The organism is Dactylosporangium thailandense, assembly GCF_059739745.1.
Genome location: NZ_AP029195.1, coordinates 9,658,498 through 9,684,062 on the forward strand (window position 1 = coordinate 9,658,498; position 25,565 = coordinate 9,684,062).

Below are 25,565 nucleotides of genomic sequence, written 5' to 3' on the forward strand. Positions count from 1 at the left end.
TCGGCGGGGGGCGATATGTCGGCGGGGACGCGAGTGGCGCTCGGCCAGGGCGCGGTCGCGCTGCCGGCCGTGGCCTGGGCGCTCGGCGGCCGGGCGCTCGCGGCGATCCCGGTCGCCCTGCTGCTCCTCGTGCTCGCGCTCCTGCCGCTGGCGCGCCACTTCCGCCGGCGCGATCTTCCCGTCGGCGCCGGACCGGCCGCGCTGCTCGGCCTGGTCCGGCCGGGCGCGACGACCTCGACCATCGACCTCGACGGCGCCGACGTGGGCGTGCTCGAGGACACCGACGGCCTGGCGGCGATTATCCGCGTCGGCGACCTGTCCGGCCTGGTCGGCACCGCCCTACCGCCCTTACCCGCGCTCAGCTCATTGCTGCCGGCGCCGGGGCCGGATGTGCCGGAGGTGCGCGTCCAACTCCTGATCAGCGCGGTCACGGCCGCCGCACCGTCGGCCACACCGGCCGCGACGTCATATCGCCAGCTCACGACCGGCCGGGTGCTCGCGCGCCAACGAGTGCTCGTCGCCGTGCGAGTGCGCCGAGCGGGCGGCTTCCGGCGGGCCGATCTGGAGCAGTCGCTCCTGGTTGCGCTGCGTCGTGTCGATCGCCTGCTCGCCCGAGCGAGACTGCCGGCTCGGCCGCTCTCGGCGCTCTCGGCGCTGGCGGCGATCGCGGAGGCGGCCCAGCACGACCCGGCTCACGCCGTGCGCGAGACGTGGTCGGGCCTGCGGCTCGGCGGCCTGCACCAGGCGGTGTTCCGGGTCCGGCGGTGGCCCGAGCAGGGGCCGCTGATGAGCCGCCTGCTGACGCTGCCGGCCTCGGTGACGACGCTTTCGCTGGCCGCCCAGCCCGTCGCCTCCGGCTCCGGCCCGCCCGCCGGAGCTGACGGGCCGCCGGTTCGGGCCGAGCTCGTCGTGCGGCTGGCGACGCCGGACGCGGCCACGCTGACGCAGGCGAGCACGGCGCTGCACCGGCTGGCCGAGAGCATGGGGGCGCAGGTGGCGCGGCTCGACGGCGCTCAGCTCGACGGGCTCGCGGCGACGCTGCCGCTGGGCGGGGGCGCGCCGCGCGACGACGCGGTGCTCGCCGGGCTCGTGGCGGGGCGCGACGGGCTCGCGCCGGGCGGGGCCGAGCCGGTGAGCGTGAGCGCGCCGCGGCTGGCGGCGGCCGCGCCGGTGATCGGCGGCGAGGGGGTCATGCTCGGCGTCAACCGCGGCGGGGAGCCGATGGTCGTGCGCCTGTTCCGGCCGGAGCCGACGCGGGCGACGCTGATCGGCGGCGCGCGGTGCGCCCAAGTGGTCATCCTGCGCACGCTGGCCACCGGCGCGCGGGTCGTGGTCCAGTCCGCGCGCCCGCACGAGTGGGAGCCGTTCCGCCGCAGCCTGGGCAACGCGGAGTCCCTGGCCCTGGTCCCCCCGGGCCGCGTGGCCGACCCACCCCCGGCCACGTCCACGTGCCCGCAGCTGCTGGTCGTGGACGTGGGCCCGGTCCCGGGCCGGGCAACCCCGGTACCGGAGACCGCCTGGCGCTCGATCCTGTTCGTGCGCGACGAGCTGACCTCGGCGGACGTCGACCTGCTGACCCGCTCCGACCTCGCGCTCCTCCAGCCCTTGAGCCCCCACGAGGCCGCCCTGGCCGGCGAGGCCCTGGGCCTGGGCGTGTCCCGCGACTGGCTGACCAAAATCGGCCCGGAGATGCTGGCCGTGGTGGTGAGCCGCAAGACCGTGCGCTGGACCCACCTGTCGCCGACGCCGATCGAGCTCCAACTGACGGGAGGCCCCGCCCGCTGACCAACCACCGCCCCCTCTCACAACGGCCAGCGCGCACCCACGACGGACGCCGGGCGCCGGGCTGCGCGAGCCCACGGCAGGCAGCGAACAGCGGACGGCCCGAGCCCACAGCGGGCGGCGGCGGCCGGCGGGCGCCACAGAACGGCCCTTGCCGTCACGAGCCCGCAGCGGCGGCGGCCGGCAGGCGGCGGGCGGCGCGAACCCCGGCCGGCGGGCGGCCACAGCGGCGGGGGGCGCCCCGGAACGGCCCTTGCCGACGCGAGCCCGCAGCGAACGGGGGACGGCGACAGCGGGGCGGCCGGCACGAGTCCGCAGACGGCGGGCTGCGGGCGGCGGGCGGCGGGTGCCGGGCGGCCACGCGGGCGGCGGGCGCCCCGGAACGCTCCTTGCCGACGCGAGCCCGCGACGGGCGACGGGCGACGGGCGACGGGCGGCGGGCGGCGCGAACCCGCAGCAGACGGCGGCCGGCAGGCGGCAGGCGCCGGGCGGCGGGCGGCGGGCGGCGAGCGGCGAGCGCCCTGGAACGCTCCTTGCCGACGCGAGCCCGCAGCGGGCGGCGGCGGCCGGCGACAGCGGCAGCGAGCAGCGCGAGCCACGGCGAGCGGCCACAGCGGCAGCGAGCAGCGCGAGCCACGGCGAGCGGCCACAGCGGCAGCGAGCAGCGCGAGCCACGGCGAGCGGCCACAGCGGGGGCGGCCGGTGCGACTCCGCAGACGGCGGGCTGCGGGCGGCGGGCGCCGGGCGGCCACGCGGGCGGCGGGCGCTGGGCGGCCACGCGGGCGGCGGGCGCCACGGCGGGCGGCGGGCGCCACGGCGGGCGGCGGGCGCCACGGCGGGCGGCGATGAAGGGTGCGGCACTGGAGACGACAACGACGGCGGACGAGGGCGGCCGGCGACGGCAGGCAGGGGGCGGGCTACGACGGCCACGACAGCGTGCGGGACAGCATTGGACTACCGCGATGGCCACGGTGGCGGACGAAGGCGAACCGCGGGCGGTGGCGGGGCGGGCGGCGACGACGGCCGCCGCGAGCGACGGGAGAGAGGGGCCGCAGCGGGCGGACGAGGACGGCCAGCGATGCTGGGCGACGGGGGCCTGGGAGCTACGGGCCGGGGGTAACGGGAGACGGCGGGCAGCGGGCAGCGGGCAGCGGGCAGCGACGATGGTCACGGCCACGGACACAGCGGGCGGCAACGGCCACAGGCGCAGCGGGCGACGGCAGCTGTGAGCGAAGGGCGACGGCGGGGATCGCGAACGGGCGGCTTGCGGGTGCTACTCGGCGGTAGGTGAGGCGGCTGGGTGAGCTTCGGTCTCGTTGCGTGGGCATTGGGGTGATAGCGGGGTGTTCCGGACTGGCCGCGACGTGGCACGATCACCCGCATGGGAATCCTCATCCGGCTCGCCGTGAGCGCGTTCACGGTCTGGCTGGCGACGCTCGTGATCTCGGGGATCACGGTTGAGGGCGACACCGGGCGCAAGGTGGTCACGCTCGTCGCGGTGGCGGTGATCTTCGGGGTCGTCAACGCGGTGCTGCGGCCGATCATCAAGACGATCGGGTGCTTCGCGTACATCCTCACGCTCGGGCTCATCTCGCTCGTCGTCAACGGGGCGTTGCTGCTGCTCACGAGCAAGATTGCCGAGTATCTGGATCTGCCGTTCCGGGTCGACAAGTTCTGGCCCACGGCCGTGCTCGGGGCGCTGTTCATCGGCGTCGTCAGCTGGCTGCTCAACTTCTTCGTGCCGGACGGCAAGGACAAGAAGCGCCGGCGGGACGATCGGGACGACTACGACCGGCGGCCCCCTCGCCCGCAGCAGCAGTACGGCGGTGGGTACCAGCAGGGCTACGGCGACCGAAGCAACCAGGGATACCGCGACTATCGCTGAACCCGGGCACGACCGAGCGCCGTAGGGCCAAAAGCACACGACTGGCCGGAGCGCGACAAGAAAGCCGAGAACGGGAGGCCGGAATGGGTCGCCCACGGTGACGAAGACCATCACGTGAGGGGCGGGTCCGCGACCCGCCCCTTACCGTTTGGGCATACGGTGTATGGCGTGGACCCGCTGCGCCGTGGATATCTCTCCGCGTTCTCCGCCAACGTGCTCTGGGGCGTCTTTCCGCTGTACTTCCACGCACTGCGCCCCGCCGGCGCGGTCGAGGTGCTCGCGCACCGCATCGTGTGGTCGGTCGTGACGATGACGCTCGTGCTCGTGGCCATCCGGCACTGGCGACAGGTCCGGGAGTTGGTGCGGCAGAAGAAGCGCATGGCGGGCCTCGCGGTCGCGGCGGTGCTCATCGCCGTCAACTGGGGTGTCTACATCTTCGCGGTGAACACGGATCGGGTGGTGGAGGCCTCGCTCGGGTACTTCATCAACCCCCTCTTCGTCATCCTGCTCGGCGTGCTCGTCCTGCGCGAGCGCCTCCGCCCGCTGCAGTGGACCGCGCTCGGCATCGGCGCGGTCGCGGTGGTCGTGCTCAGCGTGGACTACGGGCACCTGCCGTGGATCGCGCTCACCCTGGCCGCGTCCTTCGGCTGCTACGGGCTGGTCAAGAAGCGGCTCGGGCTCCCCGCGGCCGAGGGGCTGTTCCTGGAGTCGGGCGTGCTGACCCTGCCCGCGCTCGTGTACCTCACCTGGCTCACGACCCAGCACCAGTCGACGTTCGGCACCGTCTCAGCGTGGCACTCGGTGATGCTGGCCGGCAGTGGCGTGCTGACCGCGGTACCGCTGCTGCTGTTCGCGGAGGCCGCCAATCGCGTGCCGCTGTCCGGGCTCGGGATGCTGCAGTACCTGACGCCGACCCTGCAGCTGGTCATCGGCGTCGCGGTCTTCAGCGAACCCCTCCCGCCCGCGCGGCTTGCGGGCTTCGCGATCGTCTGGCTCGCGCTGGCCGTCTTCAGCTGGGACGCGATCCGAGTGGCCCGCCGAAACCGGGCCCGGCGCGACGCGGCGGCGGCCGCCCAGAAGGAAGCGACCGCCGCGGCGATGTGAGTGAGGAGAGGGCCGAGCGTCAGGTTCGCAGCAGCGCCGTCCCGTCGCCCTTGCGGATCTCGATGTGGTCGATGTTCGACTCCTTGATGCCGCTGTGCGCCGACAGCTGCATCTCGTCCCCCGGCCGGGCGGTCCACGTGCTGACCACTTCGGCCTGACCGGACTTCGGTACCACCACGAGCGTGTACGTCCACTTGGCGTACTCGTCGCCCTCGCCGCTCTTGTACGCGCACCGCATCCGCACGGTCGCCCCGTCCGAGTCCGGCGAGACGGCGAGCGACGCCGTGATCGGCACGGTCGAGGCCACCTCGCGCATCGACTCGTAGTCCGGCTGCCCGACGCCCACGGCGCGCACGCCGACGACCGCGAGCACCCCGAGGAACGCGGCCACGAGCGCGGTGCCGACCGTCTGCCAGCGCCGCCGGCGACGGGCCGTGCGGCGGGCGCTCTGGGCCCGGTCGAGCACGCGCGGCAGCAACGGGTCGACCGCGCTGCCGTTGACGGTGGCGGGCACCGCGGTGGGACCGGCCCAGCGTGCGTCGGCCGGGAACGGCGGGCCGTCCGGGTCCGGGGAGTCCTCGTCCGGCTCCAGGGCGATCTGCGCGGCGATCTCCGGATCGAGCCGGCCGAGCAGCCCCGGCAGGTCGGAGAACTCCGCCACCTCCGCACGGCACTGCGCACAGTCGGCGAGATGCCGCTCGTATGCCTCGCGCTCGGGCGGCGACAACGCCCCCAGCACGTAGACGGCCGAGTCATGGAGGTGCTCACACCTCATTGCGTCACCCCCAACTCCTCTAGGACGACCTTCAGCGATCGCAGTGCGTAGTATGTGCGCGACTTGACCGTGCCCGCTGGCACGCCGAGCCGCTCCGCCGCCTCGGCCACGGAGCGCCCCTGGTAGAAGCACTCCACCAGGACCTCGCGGTGCGGGCGGGAGAGCCGGGTCAGCGCCTCCGCGATCACCCAGGACTCCACCGCGCGCTCGGTCTCGTCGACCACGACCGGAGTCTCCGGCATCTGGTCGGTGTAGACCTCGCCCACCCGCGCCGAGCGTCTTCGCCACGCGTCGATGGCGAGATTGCGGGCGGTGGTGAAGAGCCAGGCTCGGACCGAGCCACGGGCCGGGTCGAGCGCCTCCGGGTGTTGCCAGGCCCGCAGCAGGGTTTCCTGCACGAGGTCCTCGGCCCGTTGGCGGTCGCCGGTCAGTCGCAGGGTGTGCGCGAACAGCGCGTCGCCGTGCTCCGCGTGGAGCGCCTTCAGCAGGTCAGCATCGTCTCTACTCACGCTTCGTTATGGTTCCGATCCCTTCCACCAGCTTCTACGCACTAATACGCAGAGAGGTTCAGGTGGAGAACACATGTCGCCGATGCGACACGGGTCACGTGGGCGCGAGCGAGTCCGGGATGCGGGCAAAAGCCGCGGAAGGGCCTATTCGGCGAGGACCGTGGCCAGGTGGTGGGCCGTGGCCAGGAGCCGCGTGCGCACGACCTTGGCCGACGACATCAGCTCCGCCGGCGGCAGCGCGCACGCCAGCACCACCCGCCGGTCCTGGTCGCGATCGTTGACCACCATCACGGCGGCACACGCGAGGCCCTGGCGGAACTGCCCGATCTCGATCTGCATCCCGCGGCGGTCGCCGGCGGCCAGGTCCGAGTCCAGCGCCTCCGGAGAGGTCAGCGTCGCCGAGGTGTAGGCGCGCATGCCGTACTCCTTCAGGAACCGCCAGCGCTGGTCCGCACTCATCGTGGCGAGCAGCGCCTTGCCCAGCGCGGTCGCGTGTGCGGCCTCGTCGTAGCCCGGCACGAGATCGTCCGCCGGCGGGGTGCGCGGCCCCTCGGCCATCGCGGTCACCGCCACCCGGCCGCCGACGAAGCGGCCCAGGTAGTGCGAGTACCCGGTCTCGGCCGCCGCGCGACGCAGACGGTCGATGACGGCGCCCGGGCCGCGGAACGCGAGCACGAGCTCGCGGTAGCGGTCGGCGATCTCCAGGCCGACCACATAGGTGCCGTTCTCGCGGCGAATCACGTAGCCCTCGTAGGCCAGGGTCCGCACCAGGTGGTACGTGGTGGCGACGGTGAAGTCACATCGGCGCGCGATCTGCTTCACGGTCAGACCACGGGGCGACTGACCGACCGCCTCCAACACTCGTAGGGCCCTCGAAACGCTTCGAATCAAATCCGAGGGCTCGGCTTGTGGATCCCGCACCGCCGCCCCTCCCAGACCACAGCAGCAACTGGAGTCACACCATATGAAATCGGAGAGGGTGGAGGGAACATTCTGATCATTTATGGAGCGAGGTCAGGGGAAATGCAAGGGCTGCACATAGCGATGAATGCACCATTTTGGACATCGTGATCGTGTTACTCACCTTGCGACACGCCGAACTGCATGAGTAATGGCCATAAGTAAAGGTTAACAACCTGAGTAGGTAATCACACATCACGGGAGTACTGCGAGCGGAAGTGCGCATGCGTCACTTCGGGGCGTCATCGAGCCGTCGCGCCCCGATGTCGGGCCGGGTATCGCGCTATATGGCGTTGAGCAATGTGTACGGTGACAAGTTGCACGCGGTCCGGCCGGTACCAGCGCATGAAAAAGCGACCGACGCCGGTGAACTTACATTGACCGGCGTCGGTCGATACCTTGAAAGGTCAGTTGGTGCGGTCCGCGATGAAGTCGCAGAGAGAGTCCAGGGCGGCCCGGGCGGGCACGTCCGGCAGCACCGTCAGGGAGGCCCGGGCGGCGTCCGCGTAGCCCCGCACGGTCTCCCTGGCCTGCTTCAGGGCGACCGAGTCGCGCAGCAGGCCGAGGGCCTCGGCGTGCAGGGCGTCGTCGGTCACCGGGCCGGCCGCGAGGATCTCGCGCAGTCGCACCGAGGCCGCGTCGTCGTCGGAGGACGCCAGCGCGTACAGCACCGGAAGCGTCGGCACCCCCTCGCGCAGGTCGGTGCCGGGCGTCTTGCCCGACTCCGTGGCGTCGCTGGCGATGTCGATGAGGTCGTCGGAGAGCTGGAAGGCGATGCCGAAGGTCTCCGCGAACGTCGCCAGCGCCTCGACCTGCTCCGGCGGGCACCCGCCGAACATCGCGCCGAAGCGGGCGCTGGTCGAGATCAGCGAGCCGGTCTTGTGCTCGAGGACGCGCAGGTAGTGCTGGATCGCGTCCTCGCCGTCCAGCGGGCCGGCGGTCTCGTCGATCTGGCCGTGCACCAGGCGGGAGAACGTGCTCGCCTGGATCTTCACGGCGTCGACCCCCAGCTCCGCCGCGAGGTCGGCGGCGCGGGAGAAGAGGTAGTCGCCGACCAGGATGGCCAGCGCGTTGCCCCAGCGGGAGTTGGCACTGGGCGCGCCGCGGCGCACCTCGGCCTCGTCCATGACGTCGTCGTGGTAGAGCGTCGCCAGGTGAGTCAGCTCGACGACCGCGCCGGCGATGACGACCTCGCGGGACGTCGCGTCGCCGAACTGCGCCGCCAGGCCGACCAGCAGCGGGCGCACCCGCTTGCCACCCGCGTCGACGAGGTGGCGGGCCGCCTCGGTGACCATCGGGTTGGCGCTGTGCACGGAGTCGATCAGCACCGCCTCGACGTCCCGCAGGATCGCCGCCACGTTGCGCTCAAGCTCCGGATCGGCCAGGGTCAAGCCCACCGACGCGACCGACTGCACGGTTCCCGTACTCACCACAGCTCCAACGATGCCATACGAACTCCCGACTCCCGATACAGGGACGTCCCCACGTGGCAGGCCACGGGGGACGTCACCGTCGGTGTTGCTGACAGGCTAGCTGAGGAACTTGCCGGCGTTCTGCGTGACCTCGAGCAGCGCCCCCGGCGCGATGCCCAGGACCAGCGTCGCGACCGTCCCGATGACCAGCGCGGCCGCCGTCATGGCGCCCGGGATGGACACGGCCGGCGTGGCCTCGCCCGGCTCGGACAGCCACATCATGACGACCACACGCAGGTAAGGGAAGGCAAGGATGGCGGAGCTCACCACGCCGGCGATCACCAGCCAGGTCTGGTTCCCGTCGACCGCAGCCGCGAACACGCCCACCTTAGCGGTGAATCCGCTGGTCAGAGGGAGACCGGCGAAGGCCAGCAGGATGAACGTGAAGAGCGAGGCGTACAGCGGCGAGCGCCGCCCCAGCCCGGCCCAGCGCGACAGGTGCGTGGCCTCGCCGTCGGCGTCGCGCACCAGGGTGACGACCCCGAACGCGGCGAGCACGGTGAAGCCGTACGCCACGAGGTAGAACAGCGAGCTGGACAGGCCCTTCTCGTTCAGCGAGATCACGCCGATGAGCAGGTACCCGGCGTTGGCGATCGACGAGTAGGCCAGGAGGCGCTTGATGTCGGTCTGGGTGACCGCCAGGATCGCGCCGATGATCATCGTCAGCACCGCGATGGTGCCCAGCACCGGCTGGATCGTCCACTCGGTGCGGTGGAAGCCCACGTAGACCAGGCGCAGCAGGCCACCGAACGCGGCGACCTTCGTGCAGGCCGCCATGAGCGCGGTGATCGGCGTCGGGGCGCCCTGGTACACGTCCGGCGTCCACACGTGGAAGGGCACCGCGGCCGCCTTGAACAGCAGGCCGATGGCGAGCATGGCCAGCCCGACGTACAGCAGGATGTCGTCCCTGCCCCCGGACTGGATGGCCGCGTCGATCGCCTTGAAGTCGACCTGGCCCGCGTAGCCGTAGACCAGCGCGATGCCGAACAGGAAGAACGCCGACGCGAACGAGCCGAGCAGGAAGTACTTCATCGCGGCCTCCTGCGACAGCAGTCGCCGGCGGCGAGCCAGCGCGCAGAGCAGGTACAGCGGCAGCGAGAAGACCTCGAGCGCGACGAACATCGTCAGCAGGTCGTTCGCCGTGGTGAACAGCAGCATGCCGCCCAGGGCGAACATGGCCAGCGGGAAGACCTCGGTCGCGCCGCCCGTGCGCTGGGCCTGCTCGCGGTCCCGGTCCGTGTTGGCCGTGACCGCGGCCTGGGCGACGAACGCGCCGCCCGGCTCCAGCGTCCGCTCGCCGATCAGCAGCAGCGCGACGATGCCGAGCACGATGATCGCGCCGGAGAGGAACAGGCCCGGCTTGTCCACGGCGACCGCGGACGCGGCGGTGATGACCGGCTTGTCGCCCTGGCGGATCACCATGACCAGCGCGGCCACGAGGCCGGCCAGCGCAAGGGGAAGCTGGACGGTGTGCCGCACCCGCTTGGGCACGAAGCCCTCGACGAGGACCCCGACGCAGGCGACACCGAAGAGGATCAGCATCGGGGCCAGCGCCGCGTAGTCCAGGTGCGGCAGTTGGAGTTTGTCGTTCACTTGCCGGCCTCCACGGTACCCACGGTGGGTTTCGGGTCTTGCTTGCCGACGTCCTGCATCGTCGCCTTCACCGCCGGGTTGATCACGTCGGTGAGCGGCTTCGGGTAGAAGCCGAAGAGCAGGATCAGGGCAATCAGCGGGGCGACCACGACCGCCTCGCGCACTGACAGGTCGCGCCCCATGGCCTTGATCTCGGCCAGCTGCGGGTTCGGGGTGCCCTGCGTGGTGCGCTGGATCATCCAGAGCACGTATCCGGCCGCCAGGATGATGCCGGCGGTGGCGATGATCGCGACCGTCTTGTTCACCGTGAACGTGCCGATGAGCACCAGGAACTCGGAGACGAAGGGCGAGGTGCCGGGCAGCGCCAGCGAGGCGAGACCGGCGATGAAGAACACGCCCGCCAGCACCGGCATGAGCTTGCCGGCGCCACCGAAGTCGGTCACCAGCGCGCTGCCCCGGCGGGCCACCAGCATGCCGACGACCAGGAACAGCAGGCCGGTCGCGAGGCCGTGGTTGACCATGTACAGCACCGCGCCCGTGCCCGCCTGGCTGGTGAAGGCGAAGATGCCGATGCCGATGAAGCCGAAGTGCGCGATGGACGTGTAGGAGACCAGGCGCTTGAGGTCCTTCTGCCCGATCGCCACGAGCGCGCCGTAGATGATGCCGACCAGCGCGAGCGTGAGCCCGAGCCACGCGAAGTGCTTCGACGCGTTCGGGAAGAGCGGGAGGCAGTACCGCAGGATGCCGAACGTCCCGACCTTGTCCAGCACGCCGACCAGCAGCGCGGCCGCACCGGCGGGCGCGGCGCCACCGGCGTCGGGCAGCCAGGTGTGGAACGGGAAGAAGGGCGCCTTGATCGCGAAGGCGACGAAGAACCCGAGGAACAGCCAGCGCTCGGTGTTGGTGGAGAAGTCGGCGTTGACCAGCGTCTGCCAGTCGAACGTCTCGCCGCCCAGCACCCACAGCCCGACGAGCGCGGCCAGCATGAACAGGCCGCCGAGCAGCGAGTAGAGGAAGAACTTCACGGCGGCGTACTGCTTGTTCTTCCCGCCGTAGGAGCCGATCAGGAAGTACATCGGCACCAGCATGACCTCGAAGAACACGTAGAACAGGAACACGTCCTGGGCGGCGAAGACGCCGATCATCGTGCACTCGAGGGCGAGGAGCAGGGCGAAGTACGCCGGAACCGACCGCTTGCTGTTCTCCGCGTCGTGCCAGGAGGCCAGGATGACCAGCGGCACCAGCAGAGCGATCAGCGCGATCATGACCAGCGCGATGCCGTCGACGGCGAACGTGAACTTGGCCCCCCACTGCGGGATCCAGGTCCAGGAGTCCTTGAGCTGGAAGCGGTCGCCGTTCGGCTTGAACTGCGTCCACAGGCCCACACCGAGCGCCAGGACCACGACCGACCAGCCCAGCGCGACGCGCTTGGCGAGCTCGGGCTTGTCCTTGGGCAGCAGCGCGACCCCCGCCGCGCCGACGAGCGGCGCGGCCGTGAGGACGGTCAGGTATGGAAAGTGGCTCATCCGAACCTCACCGCGAGCGTGGCGGCCACCACGAGCACCGCACCTCCGAGAATGGAAAGGGCGTAGGAGCGCACGAACCCGGTCTGGGCCCGGCGCATTCGGCCCGATCCGCCGCCGACGCCCGCGGCGAGGCCGTTGACCAGCCCGTCGATGCCGCGGTTGTCGAGGTAGACCAGGGCGCGGGTCAGGTAGCGACCGGGCGCCTCGAACACGATCTCGTTGAACGCGTCCGTGTACAGGTTCTGGCGGGCGGCCGTGACCAGCGCACCGGCCGGCTGCTCTTCCTCCGCGGTGCCCTTGTTGAACAGCGCGATCGCCAGGCCGGCGCCGACGACGGTGACGACGAGCGACAGGATCGTGATCAGCGTGTGCGACAGCACCGGCTCGTGCGCGGCCGGCTCGTTGCCGAAGGTCGGCGTGAGCCAGTCCGGCACCGAGGTCGACAGCAGCCAACCGGCCGCCACCGAGCCGACCGCCAGGACGATCAGCGGGATCGTCATGACCGCCGGCGACTCGTGCGGGTGCTTGATGTCGTCGGTCCAGCGCTCCGGGCCGTGGAAGGTCAGCCAGAACAGCCGGGTCATGTAGAAGGCGGTCAGGCCCGCGCCCAGCATCGCCGCCCCGCCGAAGAGCCAGGCGGTCCAGCCCTCGCGCTCGAACGCGGCGGCGATGATCGGCTCCTTGGAGAAGAAGCCGGACAGCGGCGGGAAGCCGATGATCGCCAGCCAGCCGAGGCCGAACGTGATCCAGGTGATCGGCATGTACTTGCGCAGGTTGCCGAAGCGGCGGATGTCGGTCTGGTCGTGCATGCCGTGCATGACCGAGCCGGCCCCGAGGAACATGCCGGCCTTGAAGAAGCCGTGCGCGAGCAGGTGGATCAGGGCGAGCGCGTAGGCGCCGCCGCCGAGCCCGACGCCCAGGAACATGTACCCGATCTGGCTCACCGTCGACCAGGCCAGCACCCGCTTGATGTCGTCCTTGGCGCAGCCGATGATGCAGCCGATCAGCAGCGTCAGCGCACCGACAGCGACCACCACGGTCTGCGCGTCGGGCGAGGCATTGAAGATCGGGTGGGAGCGGGCGACGAGGTACACGCCCGCGGTCACCATCGTGGCCGCGTGGATCAGGGCCGAGACCGGGGTCGGGCCCTCCATCGCGTCGGGGAGCCAGGCCTGCAGCGGGAACTGGCCGGACTTGCCGGCCGCGCCGAGCAGGAGCAGCAGCGCCATCATCAGCACCGTGCCCTGGCCCAGGCCGCCGACGCTGTTGAAGACCTCGTCGTAGTTCACCGTGCCGAGGTAGGCGAACATGATGAAGATGGCGATCGCGAAGCCCGCGTCACCGACGCGGTTCATCAGGAACGCCTTCTTACCGGCGGTCGCCGCGCTCGGGCGCAGGTACCAGAAGGAGATCAGCAGGTAGGAGGCGAGACCGACGCCCTCCCAGCCGAAGTAGAGCATCACGTAGTTGTTGCCGAGGACCAGCAACAGCATCGCCGCGATGAACAGGTTGAAGTACCCGAAGAACTTCCGCCGGCCCGGGTCGTGCTCCATGTAGCCCACCGCGTACAGGTGGATCAGGGAGCCGACGCCGGTGATGAGCAGGACGAACATCGCCGACAGCGGGTCGAAGAGCAGCCCCATGTCCACGTGGAAGTTCCCGACGTGGATGTAGTCCCAGAGCGTGATCTCGACGCCGGAGCGGTTCTCCAGCCCGCGGAGGGTGAAGAAGTACGTCAGGCCGAGCACGAATGACGCGGCGACGCTCAGGACGCCGAGCCAGTGACCCCAGCGATCGGCCCGCTTGCCGAGCAGCAGCAGGATCGCCGCGCTGGCCAGCGGGATCACCGGAAGCAGCCAGAACGAGCCCAGCCACCCGGTCGCCGCCGAGTAGGCGATATGTTCCACCACCCGCTCCTTAGTACTTCAGCAGGTTCGCGTCGTCGACGCTGGCCGAGCGCCGAGTCCGGAAGATCGACATGATGATCGCCAGGCCGACGACGACCTCGGCCGCCGCCACGACCATGACGAAGAACGCCATGATCTGCCCGTCGAGCGTGCCGTTGATCCGGCTGAACGTGACCAGCGCGAGGTTGGCCGCGTTCAGCATCAACTCGATGCACATGAACAGCACGATGGCGTTTCGGCGGACGAGCACGCCCATCGCGCCGATCGTGAACAGGATCGCCGCGAGGACGATGTAGTACGTCGGAGTCACTTCTCGGTCCCCTTTGGTGCGACGTCGGCGGACGTCAACTCCCGGGTCGGGAGGATCTTGGAGATGCTGCGGTCGGACGGCGTGCCGTCGGGCAGCCGCGCCGGGGTCGCCACCGAGTCGGAGCCGGCGAACACGCCGGGGCCGGGCTTCGGCGCCGGGTAGTTGCCCGGGCGGAAGCGCGCCACCATGCGCTCCGGCTGGCTGATCTTCTCTTCCTTGCGCTTCTCGATGTGCGCCAGGATCATCGCGCCCACCGCGGCGGTGATGAGCAGCGCGGACGTGACTTCGAAGACCCAGACGTACTTGGTGAAGAGCAGGCGGGAGATGCCCACCACGTTGCCGGGCGCGTTCGCCTCGACCAGGCCCTTCGGCTCGATGCCGCCGAGCGCCCGGTAGAGCCCGATGCCCAGCAGCAGCGCGAGGCCGACGCCCAGGATGATGGCCGCCATCCGCTGCCCGCGCAGGGTCTCGATCAGCGAGTCCGAGGAGTCGCGGCCGACCAGCATGAGCACGAACAGGAACAGCATCATGATCGCGCCGGTGTAGACGATGATCTGCACCATGCCGATGAACGGACCGGCCTGCAGGATGTAGAACACGCCCAGGCTGAGCATCGTGATGACGAGCGACAGCGCGGAGTGCACCGCGTTGCGAGCCCAGACCATGCCGATCGCGCCGAGCACGGCGAGCGGCCCGAGGATCCAGAAGGTGACGGCCTCGCCGCCCTTCACCTCGCCCGCGGACGCAAGCGTCTGCAGCGCCAGGGTACTGGTCACGAGTGGACCCCCTTGTACCGCTCGGCACCCGCGGAGGTGCCCGGGTTCTCCAGCGCCCCGACGTAGTAGTCCTTCTCGGAGTTGCCCAGGCGCATGTCGTGCGGCGGGCGCTCCATCCCCGGCAGCAGCGGCGCGAGCAGCTGCTCCTTGGTGAAGATCAGGTCGCGGCGGTTGTCGCGGGCCAGCTCGTACTCGTTGCTCATGGTCAGCGAGCGGGTCGGGCAGGCCTCGATGCACAGCCCGCAGAAGATGCAGCGGGCGTAGTTGATCTGGTACGTCTGGGCGTAGCGCTCACCGGGCGAGAAGCGCTCGTCCTCGGTGTTGTCCGCGCCCTCGACGTAGATCGCGTCCGCCGGGCAGGCCCACGCGCACAGCTCGCAGCCGATGCACTTCTCGAGCCCGTCCGGCCAGCGGTTGAGAATGTGCCGGCCGTGGTACCGCGGAGCCGGCGGCTTGCGCTGCTCGGGGTACTCCTCGGTGACCACCTTCTTGAACATGTGCGAGAAGGTGACCCCGAACCCCTTCAGGGTTCCACCAATAGACACGTCAGTTCTCCTTGCCGGTCGGGACGGTTTCCCGCTCGACGATCACGCGCTTGGCCCGCGGGCTGGGCGGCACCTCGAGGTTCATCGGCGGCAGCGGGAAGCCGTTCGCTCCGCCGACGCGGCCGCCCGGGTGGACCTTCGGCAACTCGACGACGCTCCGGCGGGAGCGCTGCAGCGCGACGAGCGCCAGGACCAGCACCACCAGGACGACGATGCCGATGATCACGCCGGTGCGGGCGCCCGTGCTGATGCCGCCGTTCTGCAGCACCCGGATGCCGGACAGCGCCAGGATCCAGACCAGGTTGGCCGGGATGAGCACCTTCCAGCCGAAGCGCATGAACTGGTCGTAGCGCAGCCGGGGCAGGGTGCCGCGGAGCCAGACGAACACGAACAGCAGCAGCAGCACCTTGATCGTGAACCAGAGCACCGGCCACCAGCCGTGGTTCGCGCCGTCCCACAGGGACAGCGGCCACGGGGCGCGCCAGCCGCCGAGGAAGAGCGTGGTGCACAGGCCGGAGACGGTGACCATGTTGACGTACTCGGCGAGGAAGAACAGCGCGAACTTCAGCGACGAGTACTCGGTGTGGAAGCCGCCCACCAGCTCGGACTCGGCCTCGGGGAGGTCGAACGGCGCCCGGTTGGTCTCACCGACCGCGGAGGTGAAGTAGATCAGGAAGCTCGGGATGAGCAGGACGCCGTACCAGGCCGGCAGGTGCCAGGTCATGCCGAAGACCTCGGCGGTGCCGTTGCCGGCCTGCGCCGCGACGATCTGCGAGGTGGACATCGTGCCCGAGACCAGGAAGACCGAGACGATCGACAGGCCCATCGCGACCTCGTAGGAGATCATCTGGGCGCTCGAGCGCAGACCGCCGAGCAGCGGGTACGTCGAGCCGGAGGCCCAGCCGCCGAGCACGATGCCGTAGATGCCCATCGAGGAGCAGGCGAGCACCAGCAGCACGGCCACCGGGATGTCGGTGAGCTGCAGCGGCGTGTGGTTGCCGAAGACCGAGACCACCGGGCCGAACGGGATCACCGAGAACGCGGTGAACGCGGTGATCGTCGAGATGACCGGCGCGAAGAAGAAGACGACCTTGTCCGCGAGGCGCGGCATGATGTCTTCCTTGAACGCGAGCTTGAGCCCGTCGGCCAGCGACTGCAGCAGACCGAACGGGCCGTTGCGGTTCGGGCCCGGCCGCACCTGCATGCGGGCGACGACGCGGCGCTCGTACCAGATGGCGAAGAGCGTCATGACGACCAGGAACGCGAAGATAATGACGACCTTCGCGAGCACCAGCCACCAGACGTCTTTGCCGAACTCGTCGAGGTTGCCTGCAGCGGATGTCATCGTGCGCTACCCCCAGTGCTGATCTCGACCAGCGCGCCCTCCGTGACGCCGAGCGTCCGGCGCAGGGTCGAGCCCGGTGAGTTCGTCGGGATCCACACGACCCCGTCGACCATGTCGGTGACGAGCGCCGGCAGGGTGATCGCACCCCGCTCGGTGCCGACCGTCACCGCGTCCCCGTCCACCACGCCGAGGTCGGCCGCGGTGCTCTTGGAGATCCGGACCACGGCGGGGCGGGCGGTCCCGGCCAGGTGGCCGTCCCCGTCCTGCAACGAGCCGCCGTCGATCAGGTGGTGCCAGGAGGCGAGGATCGCCTGGCCGCTCGCGGGCCGCGCGGGCGCGCCCGGGGCGACGTCCGGCGCGGTGCCGCGGACCAGGCTCGGGTTGCCCGCGCCCACGGTGCCGACCGCGACCGTGCCCGGCAGCGGCAGCTGCGCCAGCGCGGCCAGCTGGGCCCTCACCAAGGCTACGTCGCCGACGCCGAGCTGCACGCCGAGCTCGCGGCCCAGCGTGTCCAGCACGCGCGCGTCGGTCATGGCCTGCGTCTTGAGCACGGTGCCGAACGGGCGGACCCGGCCCTCCCAGTTGACGTAGGAGCCGGACTTCTCGGCCGCCGGGGCGATCGGCAGGACGACGTCGGCGCGCTTGGCGACGGCGCTCATCCGCAGCTCCAGGCTGACCAGGAAGCCGACCTTGTCGAGGGCCTCCTCGGCCGCGACCGGGTCGGCCAGGTCCGCGGGGTCCACGGCGCCGACCACCAGCGCGCCGAGCCGGCCCTCGCGGGCGGCGGCGACGATGGCGTCGGTGTCGCGGCCGGAGGCGCTGGGCAGCACGCCCGCGTCCAGCCCCCACGCGGTGGCCACCTCGGCGCGGGCGGCCGGGTCGAAGACCTGGCGACCGCCGGGCAGCAGGGTCGGCAGCACGCCGGCCTCGACCGCGCCCCGGTCACCCGCGCGGCGGGGGACCCAGGCGATGCGAGCGCCGGTGGACTCGGCCAGGCGCGCGGCGGCGGAGAGCCCGCCCGGCACGCTCGCCAGGCGCTCGCCGACGAACAGGATCGCGCCCTCCTCCGACAGCGCGGTGCGCAGCTGCTCGGACTCGGCGAGCACCTCCGCCTCGGCGCCGGGGGCGGTGAGCAGGACCGTCGCGCCGAGCTTGGTGTAGCCGCGGCTCACGAACGGGGCGACCGCGTAGCTGGGCAGGGCCCGCTTGAGGTACGCCTTGCGCGCCCGAAGGAAGATGATCGGGCACTCCTCCTCGGGCTCCAGCCCGACGAAGACGACCGCGGGGGCCCGCTCGATGTCGGCGTAGGTGACCTCGGCCCGCCCGACGACGTTGGAGCCGAGGAACTCGGTCTCCTCCGTCGACAGCGGCCGGGCGCGGAAGTCGACGTCGTTGGTGCCGAGGGCGACGCGGGCGAACTTGGCGTACGCGTAGGCGTCCTCGACCGTGAGCCGTCCGCCGGCCAGCACGCCGACGCCGCCCTGTTCCTTCGCGGCGGCCAGGCCGGCCGCGGCGACGCTGAGCGCCTCGGGCCAGCTCGCGGTGCGCAGCTCGCCGGTCTTGCGGTCGCGCACGAGCGGCGTGGTCAGGCGGTCGGTGGCGGTGACGTACTGGAACGCGAAGCGCCCCTTGTCACAGTTCCACTCCTCGTTCACCGCCGGGTCGTCGCCGGCCAGGCGCCGCATGACCTTGCCGCGGCGGTGGTCCGCCCGCTGGTCGCAGCCCGCAGCGCAGTGCTCGCACGTGTTGGGCGTCGAGACCAGGTCGAAGGGCCGGGCGCGGAATCGGTACTGCGAGCTGGTGAGCGCCCCGACCGGGCAGATCTGGATCGTGTTGCCGGAGAAGTAGCTGTTGAAGGGAGCGTCGTCCTCGGGCGACTCCGGGTTGCCCCGGAACACGCCGATCTGCTCGTTGCTCGAGCGCTCCATCAGGTCGATGAACTTGTCGCCGGCGATCTCGTCCGAGAACCGGGTGCAGCGCTGGCAGAGCACGCACCGCTCGCGGTCGAGCAGCACCTGGGTGCTGATCGGCAGCGGCTTGGGGTATTCCCGCTTGTGCTCGACGAACCGGGACTCGGACTGGCCGTTGCTCATCGCCTGGTTCTGCAGCGGGCACTCGCCGCCCTTGTCGCAGACCGGGCAGTCGAGCGGGTGGTTGATCAGGAGGAACTCCATGATTCCCTCCTGGGCCTTCTTGGCCACTTCGGAGGTCACCTGGGTCTTGACCACCATGCCCTCGGCCACCGGCTGGGTGCACGAGGCGACCGGCTTGCGCTGGCCCTCGATGTCGACCAGGCACTGGCGGCAGGCGCCGGCCGGGGCGAGCAGCGGGTGGTCACAGAAGCGCGGGATCGAGATGCCCACCTGCTCGGCGGCCCGGATGACGAGCGCGCCCTTCGGCGCCTCGACCTCGATGCCGTCGATGGTGAGCTTGACGGTTTCGACCGCCGGCACTACGTCCGTCATCAGTGAGCTCCTACCAGCTCGCCATGGAACATCGGCGCCTTGCGACCCTCGATGTAGTCCAGGTAGTCCTGCTTGAAGTACTTGATCGAGGACGTCACCGGGCTGGTCGCGCCGTCGCCGAGCGCGCAGAACGAGCGGCCCAGCAGGTTGTCGCAGGCGTCCAGGAGGGTGTCGAGATCCTGGTGAGTGCCCTGGCCGGCCAGGATGCGGTGCAGGATGCGGACCATCCAGTAGTTGCCCTCGCGGCACGGCGTGCACTTGCCGCAGGACTCGTGGTGGTAGAAGGCGATCCAGCGGTACGTCGCGTAGACGATGTCGTCCTGGTCGGAGAAGACCTGCACGGCGGTGGTGCCGAGCATGGTCCCGACGCTCATCATGCCCTCGAAGTCCATCGGGGTGTCGAGGTGCTCGTCGGTCAGCATCGGCGTGGAGGAGCCGCCCGGCGTCCAGAACTTGAGCTGGTGGCCGTCCTGCATGCCGCCGGCCAGGTCGATGAGCTGCCGCAGCGTGACGCCGAGGCCGCACTCGAACTGGCCCGGGTGCTTGACCCGCCCGGAGATCGAGTAGATCTTCGGGCCGGGGGACTTCTCGGTGCCCATGCTGCGGAACCACGCCGAGCCGCCGAGCACGATGTACGGCACGCTGGCGATCGTCTCGACGTTGTTCACGACGGTCGGGGAGGCGTAGAGGCCGTGCGTCGCCGGGAAGGGCGGGCGGAGCCGGGGCTGGCCGCGGTAGCCCTCCAGCGAGTCCAGCAGCGCCGTCTCCTCGCCGCAGATGTAGGCGCCCGCGCCGCTGTGCACCACCAGGTCGAGCGAGAAGCCGCTGCCCAGGATGTTCGTGCCGAGGTAGCCCTTGGCGTAGGCCTGCTCGACCGCCGAGCGCAGCCGCCGGGCCGCGTGCACCGCCTCGCCGCGGATGTAGATCGCGGCGAAGTTCGCGCGGATCGCGTAGGAGGCGATGATGACGCCCTCGACCAGCGCGTGCGGGTCGGCCATCATCAGCGGCAGGTCCTTGCAGGTGCCCGGCTCGCCCTCGTCGGCGTTGACGACGAGGTAGTGCGGCTTGCCGTCGTTCTGCGGGATGAAGCCCCACTTCATGCCGGTCGGGAAGCCGGCGCCGCCGCGGCCGCGCAGCCCGGAGTCCTTGATCAGCTGGATCAGGTCGTCCGGGTGGGCCTTGAGCGCCTTGCGCAGGCCGGTGTAGCCGTCGAGCCGCTCGTACACGTCGATCTTCCACGCGTCCGGCGAGAGCCAGCGCTTGGTGAGCACCGGCGTGAGCTTCGACAGCGCCTCCTGCGAGGGCTGGTAGTCAACCGTCATGACTTCGCCTCGTCCTTCTTGGCGATGGGCGTCTCCGGGTCGAAGCCCGGCACCGAGATCCCGAAGCGCTCGGCGAGCCGGTTGCCCGCGAGGGTCGGCTCACCGGCGGGGCCGTCGGCCATGACCTCGTCGCCGCGGTCGTCGGCGAAGCCCGCGAGCTGCACGGCCATCTCCTTGAGCGTGCAGAGCCGGGTGCCGCGCGAGGGCTGCGGGCGCTCGCCGTCCTGCAGCTGCTTGACCAGCTTCAGCGCGGTGTCGTCGCTCACCTGGTCGAAGAACTCGTAGTTGACCGTCATGACCGGCGCGTAGTCGCAGGCCGCGAGGCACTCGGCGTGCTCGAGGGTGATCTTGCCGTCGGCCGTGGTCTCGTCGTGCCCGACGCCCAGGTATTCGCTCAGGGCCTCGTACGCCTTGTCGCCGCCGAGCACGCCGCACATCGTGTTGGTGCAGACGCTCACCAGCCAGTCGCCGGTCGGCTTGCGCTTGTACATGGTGTAGAACGTCGCGACCGCGCCGACCTGGGCCTTGGTGATCCCGAGGGTCTCGGCACAGAAGGCGATGCCGTCCGGGGACACGTACCCCTCCTCCGACTGCACCAGGTGCAGCAGGGGCAGCAGCGCCGAACGCGAGCGGCCCTCGGGGTAGCGCGCGATGATCTGACGCGCGCGTTCGCGCGTGAGCTCACTGAACACCATTAACGATCACACCCACCCATGACGGGGTCGAGCGAGGCGCCACCCACGATGACGTCGGCGAGCAGGCCGCCCTCCGCCATCGCCGGGATCGCCTGCAGGTTGACGAAGCTGGGCTCGCGGTAGTGCACCCGGAAGGGGCGCGTGCCGCCGTCGGAGATCGCGTGCACGCCGAGCTCGCCGCGGGGCGCCTCGATCGGCACGTAGACCTGGCCGGGCGGCACCCGGAAGCCCTCGGTCACCAGCTTGAAGTGGTGGATCAGGGCCTCCATCGACTGGCCCATGATCTTCGCGACGTGCTCGAGCGAGTTGCCGAGGCCGTCGCCGCCGATCGCGAGCTGGGCCGGCCACGAGATCTTCTTGTCGGCGATCATGATCGGGCCCGGCTCGAGCCGGTCCATCGCCTGCTGAATGATCTTCAGCGACTCGCGCATCTCGTTGAGCCGCACCTTGTACCGGCCCCACGCGTCGGCGGTGTTCTCGGTCGGGACCTCGAAGTCGTAGGTCTCGTAGCCGCAGTAGGGCTGCTGCTTGCGGATGTCCCAGCCGAGGCCGGCCGAGCGCAGCACCGGCCCGGTGATGCCCAGGGCCAGGCAGCCGGTGACGTCGAGCACGGCGACACCCTGGGTGCGCTCGCGCCAGATCGTGTTGCCGGAGAGCAGGTCCTCGTACATGTCGATGCGGTCCGGCATCCAGCCGAGCAGCTCGCGGATCTTGACGATGGCCTCGTCGTTGAGGTCCTGGGCGAGTCCGCCCGGGCGCACGTAGGCCATGTTCATCCGCAGGCCGGAGACCAGCTCGAAGATGTCGAGGATGTACTCACGCTCGCGGAAGCCGTAGATCATCATCGACAGGGCGCCGAGCTCCATGCCGGTCGTGGCGAGCCAGACCAGGTGCGAGGAGATCCGGTTGAGCTCCATCATCAGCACGCGGATCGTCGTGGCGCGCTGGGTGATCTGGTCCTCGATGCCGAGGAGCTTCTCGACCGCCATGCAGTAGCCGGTCTCGTTGAAGATCGGCGCCAGGTAGTCCATGCGGGTCACGAACGTCGTGCCCTGGGTCCAGTTGCGGAACTCCAGGTTCTTCTCGATACCCGTGTGGAGGTAGCCGATGACGGTCCGCGCCTCGGTGACCGTCTCGCCCTCGAGCTCGAGGACCAGGCGGAGCACTCCGTGGGTGGACGGGTGCTGCGGGCCCATGTTGACGACGATGCGCTCTTCGGAGCCGGCCTCGTTGACGACCGTGTCCCAGTCCCCGCCCGTGACGGTGAAGACCTTGCCCTCGGTGGTCTCGCGAGCGGCCGCGTAGTCGGTGGTCACTGGTAACTCCTCCGCTGGTCCGGCGGCGGGATCTCCGCACCCTTGTACTCGACCGGCACGCCGCCGAGCGGGTAGTCCTTCCGCTGCGGGAAGCCCTCCCAGTCGTCCGGCATGAGGATCCGGGTCAGGTTCGGGTGGCCGTCGAAGATGATGCCGAACATGTCGTAGGTCTCCCGCTCCTGCCAGTCGGCGGTCGGGTAGACCTGGGTGACGCTCGGCAGGTGCGGGTCCTCGGCGGTCACGGCGGCCTCGAGGCGGATCCGGCGGCGGAACGTCATCGACGTGAGGTGGTAGACCGCGTGCAGCCGGCGGCCGTCGCTGCCCAGGTAGTCCACGCCGGAGACCGAGGAGCACAGCTCGTAGCGCAGCGCGTGGTCGTCCCGCATCGCCTGGCAGACCTCGGCGATGCGCTCCGGCACGATGTGCAGCGTCAGCTCGCCGCGGTCGACGACGATCCGCTCGATCGCGTCGTGGAAGCCCGGGTAGGCCTCCTCGAGGGCGTCCACGACCTCGTCGTGCTCGCCGCCGAAGGGCCGCGGCGAGTCGAGGTCGCCCGTGCGCCGGCGGCGCAGACCGCCGAAGCCGGAGGTGTCGCCGGTGCCCTGCACGCCGAACATGCCGCGCCCGGCGCCGCCCGAGGGCGGGGTCTGGGCGGCGGACCCGAGCTGGGCGCCGACCGGCTCTACATCAGTCACTTCATGCCCCCTTGTTCCCGGGGTTCGCCAGGCTCGCCCGCTCTTCCATCCACTTCTGGATGCGCAGCTGCTCCTCGTTGCCCGCGGCCACGGCCTTGGTCCACTCGGCGCGCTTGACCTTGTCGTAGCGGTAGCTCGACGGCATCGCGCCCGGCGCCACCACCGGCGCGCCGTCGCGCTCGACCCGGGCCTCGATCATGCGGCGGCGCCGGTCACCCAGCGGCTCGGCCATGACCTTCTCGTGCAGGCGCAGGATGGCATCGATGAGCATCTCCGGCCGCGGCGGGCAGCCCGGCAGGTACATGTCCACGGGCACGATGTGATCGACGCCCTGGACGATCGCGTAGTTGTTGAACATGCCGCCGCTGGAGGCACAGACGCCCATCGAGAGCACCCAGCGGGGCTCCGGCATCTGGTCGTAGATCTGGCGCAGGACCGGGGCCATCTTCTGGCTCACCCGACCGGCCACGATCATCAGGTCGGCCTGGCGGGGGCTGGCCCGGAAGACCTCCATGCCGAAGCGCGCCAGGTCGTAGCGGGCGGCGCCGGTCGCCATCATCTCGATGGCGCAGCAGGCCAGGCCGAACGTGGCCGGCCAGAAGCTCGCCTTGCGAGACCAGTTGACCAGCTTCTCGACCGTCGTCAGCAGGACGCCGGTCGGAACCTTTTCCTCGATGCCCATGGCTCAGTCCCAATCCAGCCCGCCGCGACGCCAGACATAGGCGAACGCGACGAACACGGTGACGATGAACAGCACCATCTCCACGAACCCGAAGAGACCGAGCGCGTTGAAGTTCACGGCCCACGGGTAGAGGAAGATGATCTCGATGTCGAAGACGATGAACAGCATCGCGGTCAGGTAGAACTTGACCGGGAAGCGGCCACCGCCCACGGGCTGCGGAGTCGGCTCGATGCCGCACTCGTAGGCGTCGAGCTTCGCGCGGTTGTACCGGCGGGGGCCGACGAACGGGGCGGCCGCCACCGAGAACAAGGCGAATGCGGCGGCGAGGGCGAAGAGCCCAAGAATCGGTACGTACGGCGCGAGCGACATCGTGCTGCTCCGTCCTTTCGGCGAGCCCGAGGGGCGTTCAGCCCCGGGGGACCACTCAAGCTGTATGCGGTTTAACACTATTCGGTGAGCCCTGGACGGCTTCGTCCGGGGCACCCCAAATGTGGCTTTGGCCAGTGCCTTTGGGGTTCAGGCAGCCGGCGCGAGCCGGGTCATCGCGTTGATCACGCGGTCCATGGCGTCTCCGCCTCGCGGGTCCGTGAGGTTGGCGAGGAGCTTGAGCACGAACCGCATGAGGGTCGGGTGGGGCATGCCGTGCTTGGTGGCGATCCGCATGACCTGTGGATTGCCGATGAGCTTCACGAACACGTTCCCGAGCCGGTAATACCCGCCGTAGCGGGCCTTGAGCTCGGTCGGGTAGTTGGCGAGCACCCGCTCGCGAGCGGTGCCCTGCGGCCGGGCCAGCGCCTGGACGGCGATCTCCGCCGCCAGCTCGCCGGACTCCATGGCGTAGGCGATCCCTTCGCCGTTGAAGGGGTTGACCATGCCGCCGGTGTCGCCGACGAGGAGCACGCCCCGGGAGTAGTGCGGCACCCGGTTGAAGCCCATCGGCAGCGCCGCCCCCTGGGGCTTGCCGTCGGCGTTCGCCGGGTCGGACAGGCCCCAGTCGGCCGGCGTGTTGTCCAGCCAGTCGGCGAGCAGCGTCTTGTAGTTGGTCTTGCCGTAGGCGACGCTGCTGTTGAGCACGCCCAAGCCGACGTTGACCCGGCCGTCACCGAGGCCGAAGATCCAGCCGTAGCCCGGCAGGAGCTTGTCCCCGGACTCGCGGCTGCGCAGCTCCAGCCAGGACTCCAAGTAGTCGTCGTCGTGGCGGGTCTCGCTGCGGAAATACTGCCGGACGGCCACGCCCATCGGCCGGTCGTCGCGCTTGGCGATGCCCAGCGCGAGCGCGAACCGCCCGGAGACGCCGTCGGCCGCGATGACCAGGGGCGCGCGATACTCCCGCGGCTCCCGGTCCGGCCCGACGGCCGTGACGCCCACCACTCGGCCGGTCCGGTCGAGGATCGGCCCGGTCACGTTCGTGCCGCTGCGCAGCTCGGCGCCGGCGTCGGTCGCGGCCGTGGCCAGCATGTGGTCGAAGTCCATGCGGGTGCGGGTCAGCCCGTAGTCGGGGAAGCTCGCGAGCTCCGGCCAGTCCAGCTCCAGGCGCACGCCGCCACCGATCACGCGCAGGCCGCGGTTGCGCAGCCAGCCCTTCTCCTCGGTGGTGTCGATGCCCATCTTGACCAGCTGCTTCACCGCGCGCGGGGTGAGGCCGTCGCCGCACACCTTCTCGCGCGGGAACTCGGTCTTCTCCAGCAGCAGGACCTTCAGTCCGTGCCGGGCGAGATGAAACGCCGCGGCCGACCCGCCCGGTCCGGCGCCAACGACGATGACATCCGCGTCATTTCCGGTGTCGGTCACAGCCGTCACACCTCCAACCGTTCTGCTTCTGCCCGGCTCGTGAAAGTCTTCACAAAGTCATCCGTGGAGCAGTCTAGAACCGTGAAGTGCGCCGCTGTCGGTAAGGCGAC

The 25,565-nt window shown here is 70.6% G+C and carries 19 protein-coding genes and 3 pseudogenes; 3 read left to right on the plus strand and 19 right to left on the minus strand.

The window, feature by feature from the left end; genetic code table 11:
* Positions 1-33 precede the first annotated feature (33 nt).
* The 3 genes and pseudogenes from AC6JBM_RS42895 (at position 34) to rarD (ending at position 4,771) form a co-directional block, all read left to right on the plus strand.
* The gene (locus AC6JBM_RS42895) at positions 34-1,785 is read left to right on the plus strand and encodes a type VII secretion protein EccE (protein ID WP_497979493.1); all 1,752 of its coding nucleotides are present in this window, start codon (positions 34-36) and stop codon (positions 1,783-1,785) included.
* 1,378 nt (positions 1,786-3,163) lie between these two features.
* A pseudogene (locus AC6JBM_RS42900) lies at positions 3,164-3,511 on the plus strand (phage holin family protein); the annotation flags it as partial.
* A 324-nt stretch (positions 3,512-3,835) separates the two neighbouring features.
* Positions 3,836-4,771: an EamA family transporter RarD gene (rarD, locus tag AC6JBM_RS42905; RefSeq protein WP_497979494.1), complete on the plus strand. Its 936-nt coding sequence runs from the start codon at positions 3,836-3,838 to the stop codon at positions 4,769-4,771.
* 19 nt (positions 4,772-4,790) lie between these two features.
* Here the strand turns inward: rarD and AC6JBM_RS42910 are convergent, their stop codons facing one another.
* The 19 genes and pseudogenes from AC6JBM_RS42910 to AC6JBM_RS43000 form a co-directional block, all read right to left on the minus strand.
* The gene (locus AC6JBM_RS42910) at positions 4,791-5,546 is read right to left on the minus strand and encodes an anti-sigma factor family protein (RefSeq protein ID WP_497979495.1); all 756 of its coding nucleotides are present in this window, start codon (positions 5,544-5,546) and stop codon (positions 4,791-4,793) included.
* Positions 5,543-6,034 (minus strand): sigma-70 family RNA polymerase sigma factor, encoded by a 492-nt coding sequence (locus tag AC6JBM_RS42915; protein WP_497986662.1) that lies wholly within the window; start codon positions 6,032-6,034, stop codon positions 5,543-5,545. The genes AC6JBM_RS42910 and AC6JBM_RS42915 overlap by 4 nt, the downstream gene beginning before the upstream one ends.
* A 165-nt stretch (positions 6,035-6,199) precedes the next feature.
* The gene (locus tag AC6JBM_RS42920) at positions 6,200-6,976 is read right to left on the minus strand and encodes an IclR family transcriptional regulator (RefSeq protein ID WP_433082171.1); all 777 of its coding nucleotides are present in this window, start codon (positions 6,974-6,976) and stop codon (positions 6,200-6,202) included.
* A gap of 446 nt (positions 6,977-7,422) precedes the next feature.
* A complete protein-coding gene (locus AC6JBM_RS42925; protein ID WP_497979496.1) occupies positions 7,423-8,445 on the minus strand; it encodes a polyprenyl synthetase family protein in 1,023 nt (340 codons plus the stop codon).
* 99 nt (positions 8,446-8,544) lie between these two features.
* Positions 8,545-10,080: an NADH-quinone oxidoreductase subunit NuoN gene (gene nuoN, locus AC6JBM_RS42930; protein ID WP_497979497.1), complete on the minus strand. Its 1,536-nt coding sequence runs from the start codon at positions 10,078-10,080 to the stop codon at positions 8,545-8,547.
* Complete coding sequence (locus AC6JBM_RS42935) at positions 10,077-11,606, minus strand: NADH-quinone oxidoreductase subunit M (RefSeq protein WP_497979498.1); 1,530 nt, start codon at positions 11,604-11,606, stop codon at positions 10,077-10,079. Before AC6JBM_RS42935 ends, nuoN begins: the two co-directional genes overlap by 4 nt.
* Entirely contained in the window at positions 11,603-13,513 is a 1,911-nt protein-coding gene (gene nuoL, locus AC6JBM_RS42940) for an NADH-quinone oxidoreductase subunit L (protein ID WP_497979499.1), read from the minus strand. Before nuoL ends, AC6JBM_RS42935 begins: the two co-directional genes overlap by 4 nt.
* 10 nt (positions 13,514-13,523) lie before the next feature.
* On the minus strand, positions 13,524-13,823 hold the full coding sequence (nuoK, locus tag AC6JBM_RS42945; protein WP_350610225.1) for an NADH-quinone oxidoreductase subunit NuoK: 300 nt from the start codon (positions 13,821-13,823) through the stop codon (positions 13,524-13,526).
* Positions 13,820-14,587 (minus strand): NADH-quinone oxidoreductase subunit J, encoded by a 768-nt coding sequence (locus AC6JBM_RS42950; RefSeq protein ID WP_350610332.1) that lies wholly within the window; start codon positions 14,585-14,587, stop codon positions 13,820-13,822. Before AC6JBM_RS42950 ends, nuoK begins: the two co-directional genes overlap by 4 nt.
* Positions 14,544-15,096 (minus strand): annotated as a pseudogene (gene nuoI / locus AC6JBM_RS42955) (NADH-quinone oxidoreductase subunit NuoI); the annotation flags it as partial. The pseudogene nuoI and the gene AC6JBM_RS42950, both read right to left, overlap by 44 nt.
* A 49-nt stretch (positions 15,097-15,145) precedes the next feature.
* Positions 15,146-16,489 (minus strand): NADH-quinone oxidoreductase subunit NuoH, encoded by a 1,344-nt coding sequence (gene nuoH / locus AC6JBM_RS42960; protein ID WP_350610226.1) that lies wholly within the window; start codon positions 16,487-16,489, stop codon positions 15,146-15,148.
* Entirely contained in the window at positions 16,486-18,954 is a 2,469-nt protein-coding gene (locus tag AC6JBM_RS42965) for an NADH-quinone oxidoreductase subunit G (protein WP_497979500.1), read from the minus strand. The genes nuoH and AC6JBM_RS42965 overlap by 4 nt, the downstream gene beginning before the upstream one ends.
* A complete protein-coding gene (nuoF, locus tag AC6JBM_RS42970) occupies positions 18,954-20,276 on the minus strand; it encodes an NADH-quinone oxidoreductase subunit NuoF (protein WP_497979501.1) in 1,323 nt (440 codons plus the stop codon). Before nuoF ends, AC6JBM_RS42965 begins: the two co-directional genes overlap by 1 nt.
* A gap of 5 nt (positions 20,277-20,281) precedes the next feature.
* Positions 20,282-20,971 (minus strand): annotated as a pseudogene (gene nuoE / locus AC6JBM_RS42975) (NADH-quinone oxidoreductase subunit NuoE); the annotation flags it as partial.
* Entirely contained in the window at positions 20,971-22,287 is a 1,317-nt protein-coding gene (locus AC6JBM_RS42980) for an NADH-quinone oxidoreductase subunit D (protein WP_497979502.1), read from the minus strand. The pseudogene nuoE and the gene AC6JBM_RS42980, both read right to left, overlap by 1 nt.
* A complete protein-coding gene (locus AC6JBM_RS42985; protein WP_350610334.1) occupies positions 22,284-22,904 on the minus strand; it encodes an NADH-quinone oxidoreductase subunit C in 621 nt (206 codons plus the stop codon). The genes AC6JBM_RS42980 and AC6JBM_RS42985 overlap by 4 nt, the downstream gene beginning before the upstream one ends.
* A gap of 79 nt (positions 22,905-22,983) precedes the next feature.
* Positions 22,984-23,664 (minus strand): NuoB/complex I 20 kDa subunit family protein, encoded by a 681-nt coding sequence (locus tag AC6JBM_RS42990; protein ID WP_497979503.1) that lies wholly within the window; start codon positions 23,662-23,664, stop codon positions 22,984-22,986.
* A 3-nt stretch (positions 23,665-23,667) separates the two neighbouring features.
* On the minus strand, positions 23,668-24,033 hold the full coding sequence (locus tag AC6JBM_RS42995) for an NADH-quinone oxidoreductase subunit A (RefSeq protein WP_350610231.1): 366 nt from the start codon (positions 24,031-24,033) through the stop codon (positions 23,668-23,670).
* A 147-nt stretch (positions 24,034-24,180) separates the two neighbouring features.
* Positions 24,181-25,455, minus strand: a complete 1,275-nt coding sequence (locus tag AC6JBM_RS43000) for a geranylgeranyl reductase family protein (RefSeq protein WP_497979504.1) — start codon at positions 25,453-25,455, stop codon at positions 24,181-24,183.
* Positions 25,456-25,565 lie beyond the last annotated feature (110 nt).

Bases quoted from the DNA above. Each gene is read 5' to 3' on its own strand.
- AC6JBM_RS42935 (WP_497979498.1), bottom strand. From the start codon at position 11,606: ATGAGCCACTTTCCATACCTGACCGTCCTCACGGCCGCGCCGCTCGTC.
- AC6JBM_RS42985 (WP_350610334.1), bottom strand. From the start codon at position 22,904: ATGTTCGGCGTGCAGGGCACCGGCGACACCTCCGGCTTCGGCGGTCTG.
- nuoF (WP_497979501.1), bottom strand. From the start codon at position 20,276: ATGACGGTTGACTACCAGCCCTCGCAGGAGGCGCTGTCGAAGCTCACG.
- AC6JBM_RS42995 (WP_350610231.1), bottom strand. From the start codon at position 24,033: ATGTCGCTCGCGCCGTACGTACCGATTCTTGGGCTCTTCGCCCTCGCC.
- AC6JBM_RS42910 (WP_497979495.1), bottom strand. From the start codon at position 5,546: ATGAGGTGTGAGCACCTCCATGACTCGGCCGTCTACGTGCTGGGGGCG.
- nuoH (WP_350610226.1), bottom strand. From the start codon at position 16,489: ATGACATCCGCTGCAGGCAACCTCGACGAGTTCGGCAAAGACGTCTGG.
- AC6JBM_RS42990 (WP_497979503.1), bottom strand. From the start codon at position 23,664: ATGGGCATCGAGGAAAAGGTTCCGACCGGCGTCCTGCTGACGACGGTC.
- AC6JBM_RS42965 (WP_497979500.1), bottom strand. From the start codon at position 18,954: ATGACGGACGTAGTGCCGGCGGTCGAAACCGTCAAGCTCACCATCGAC.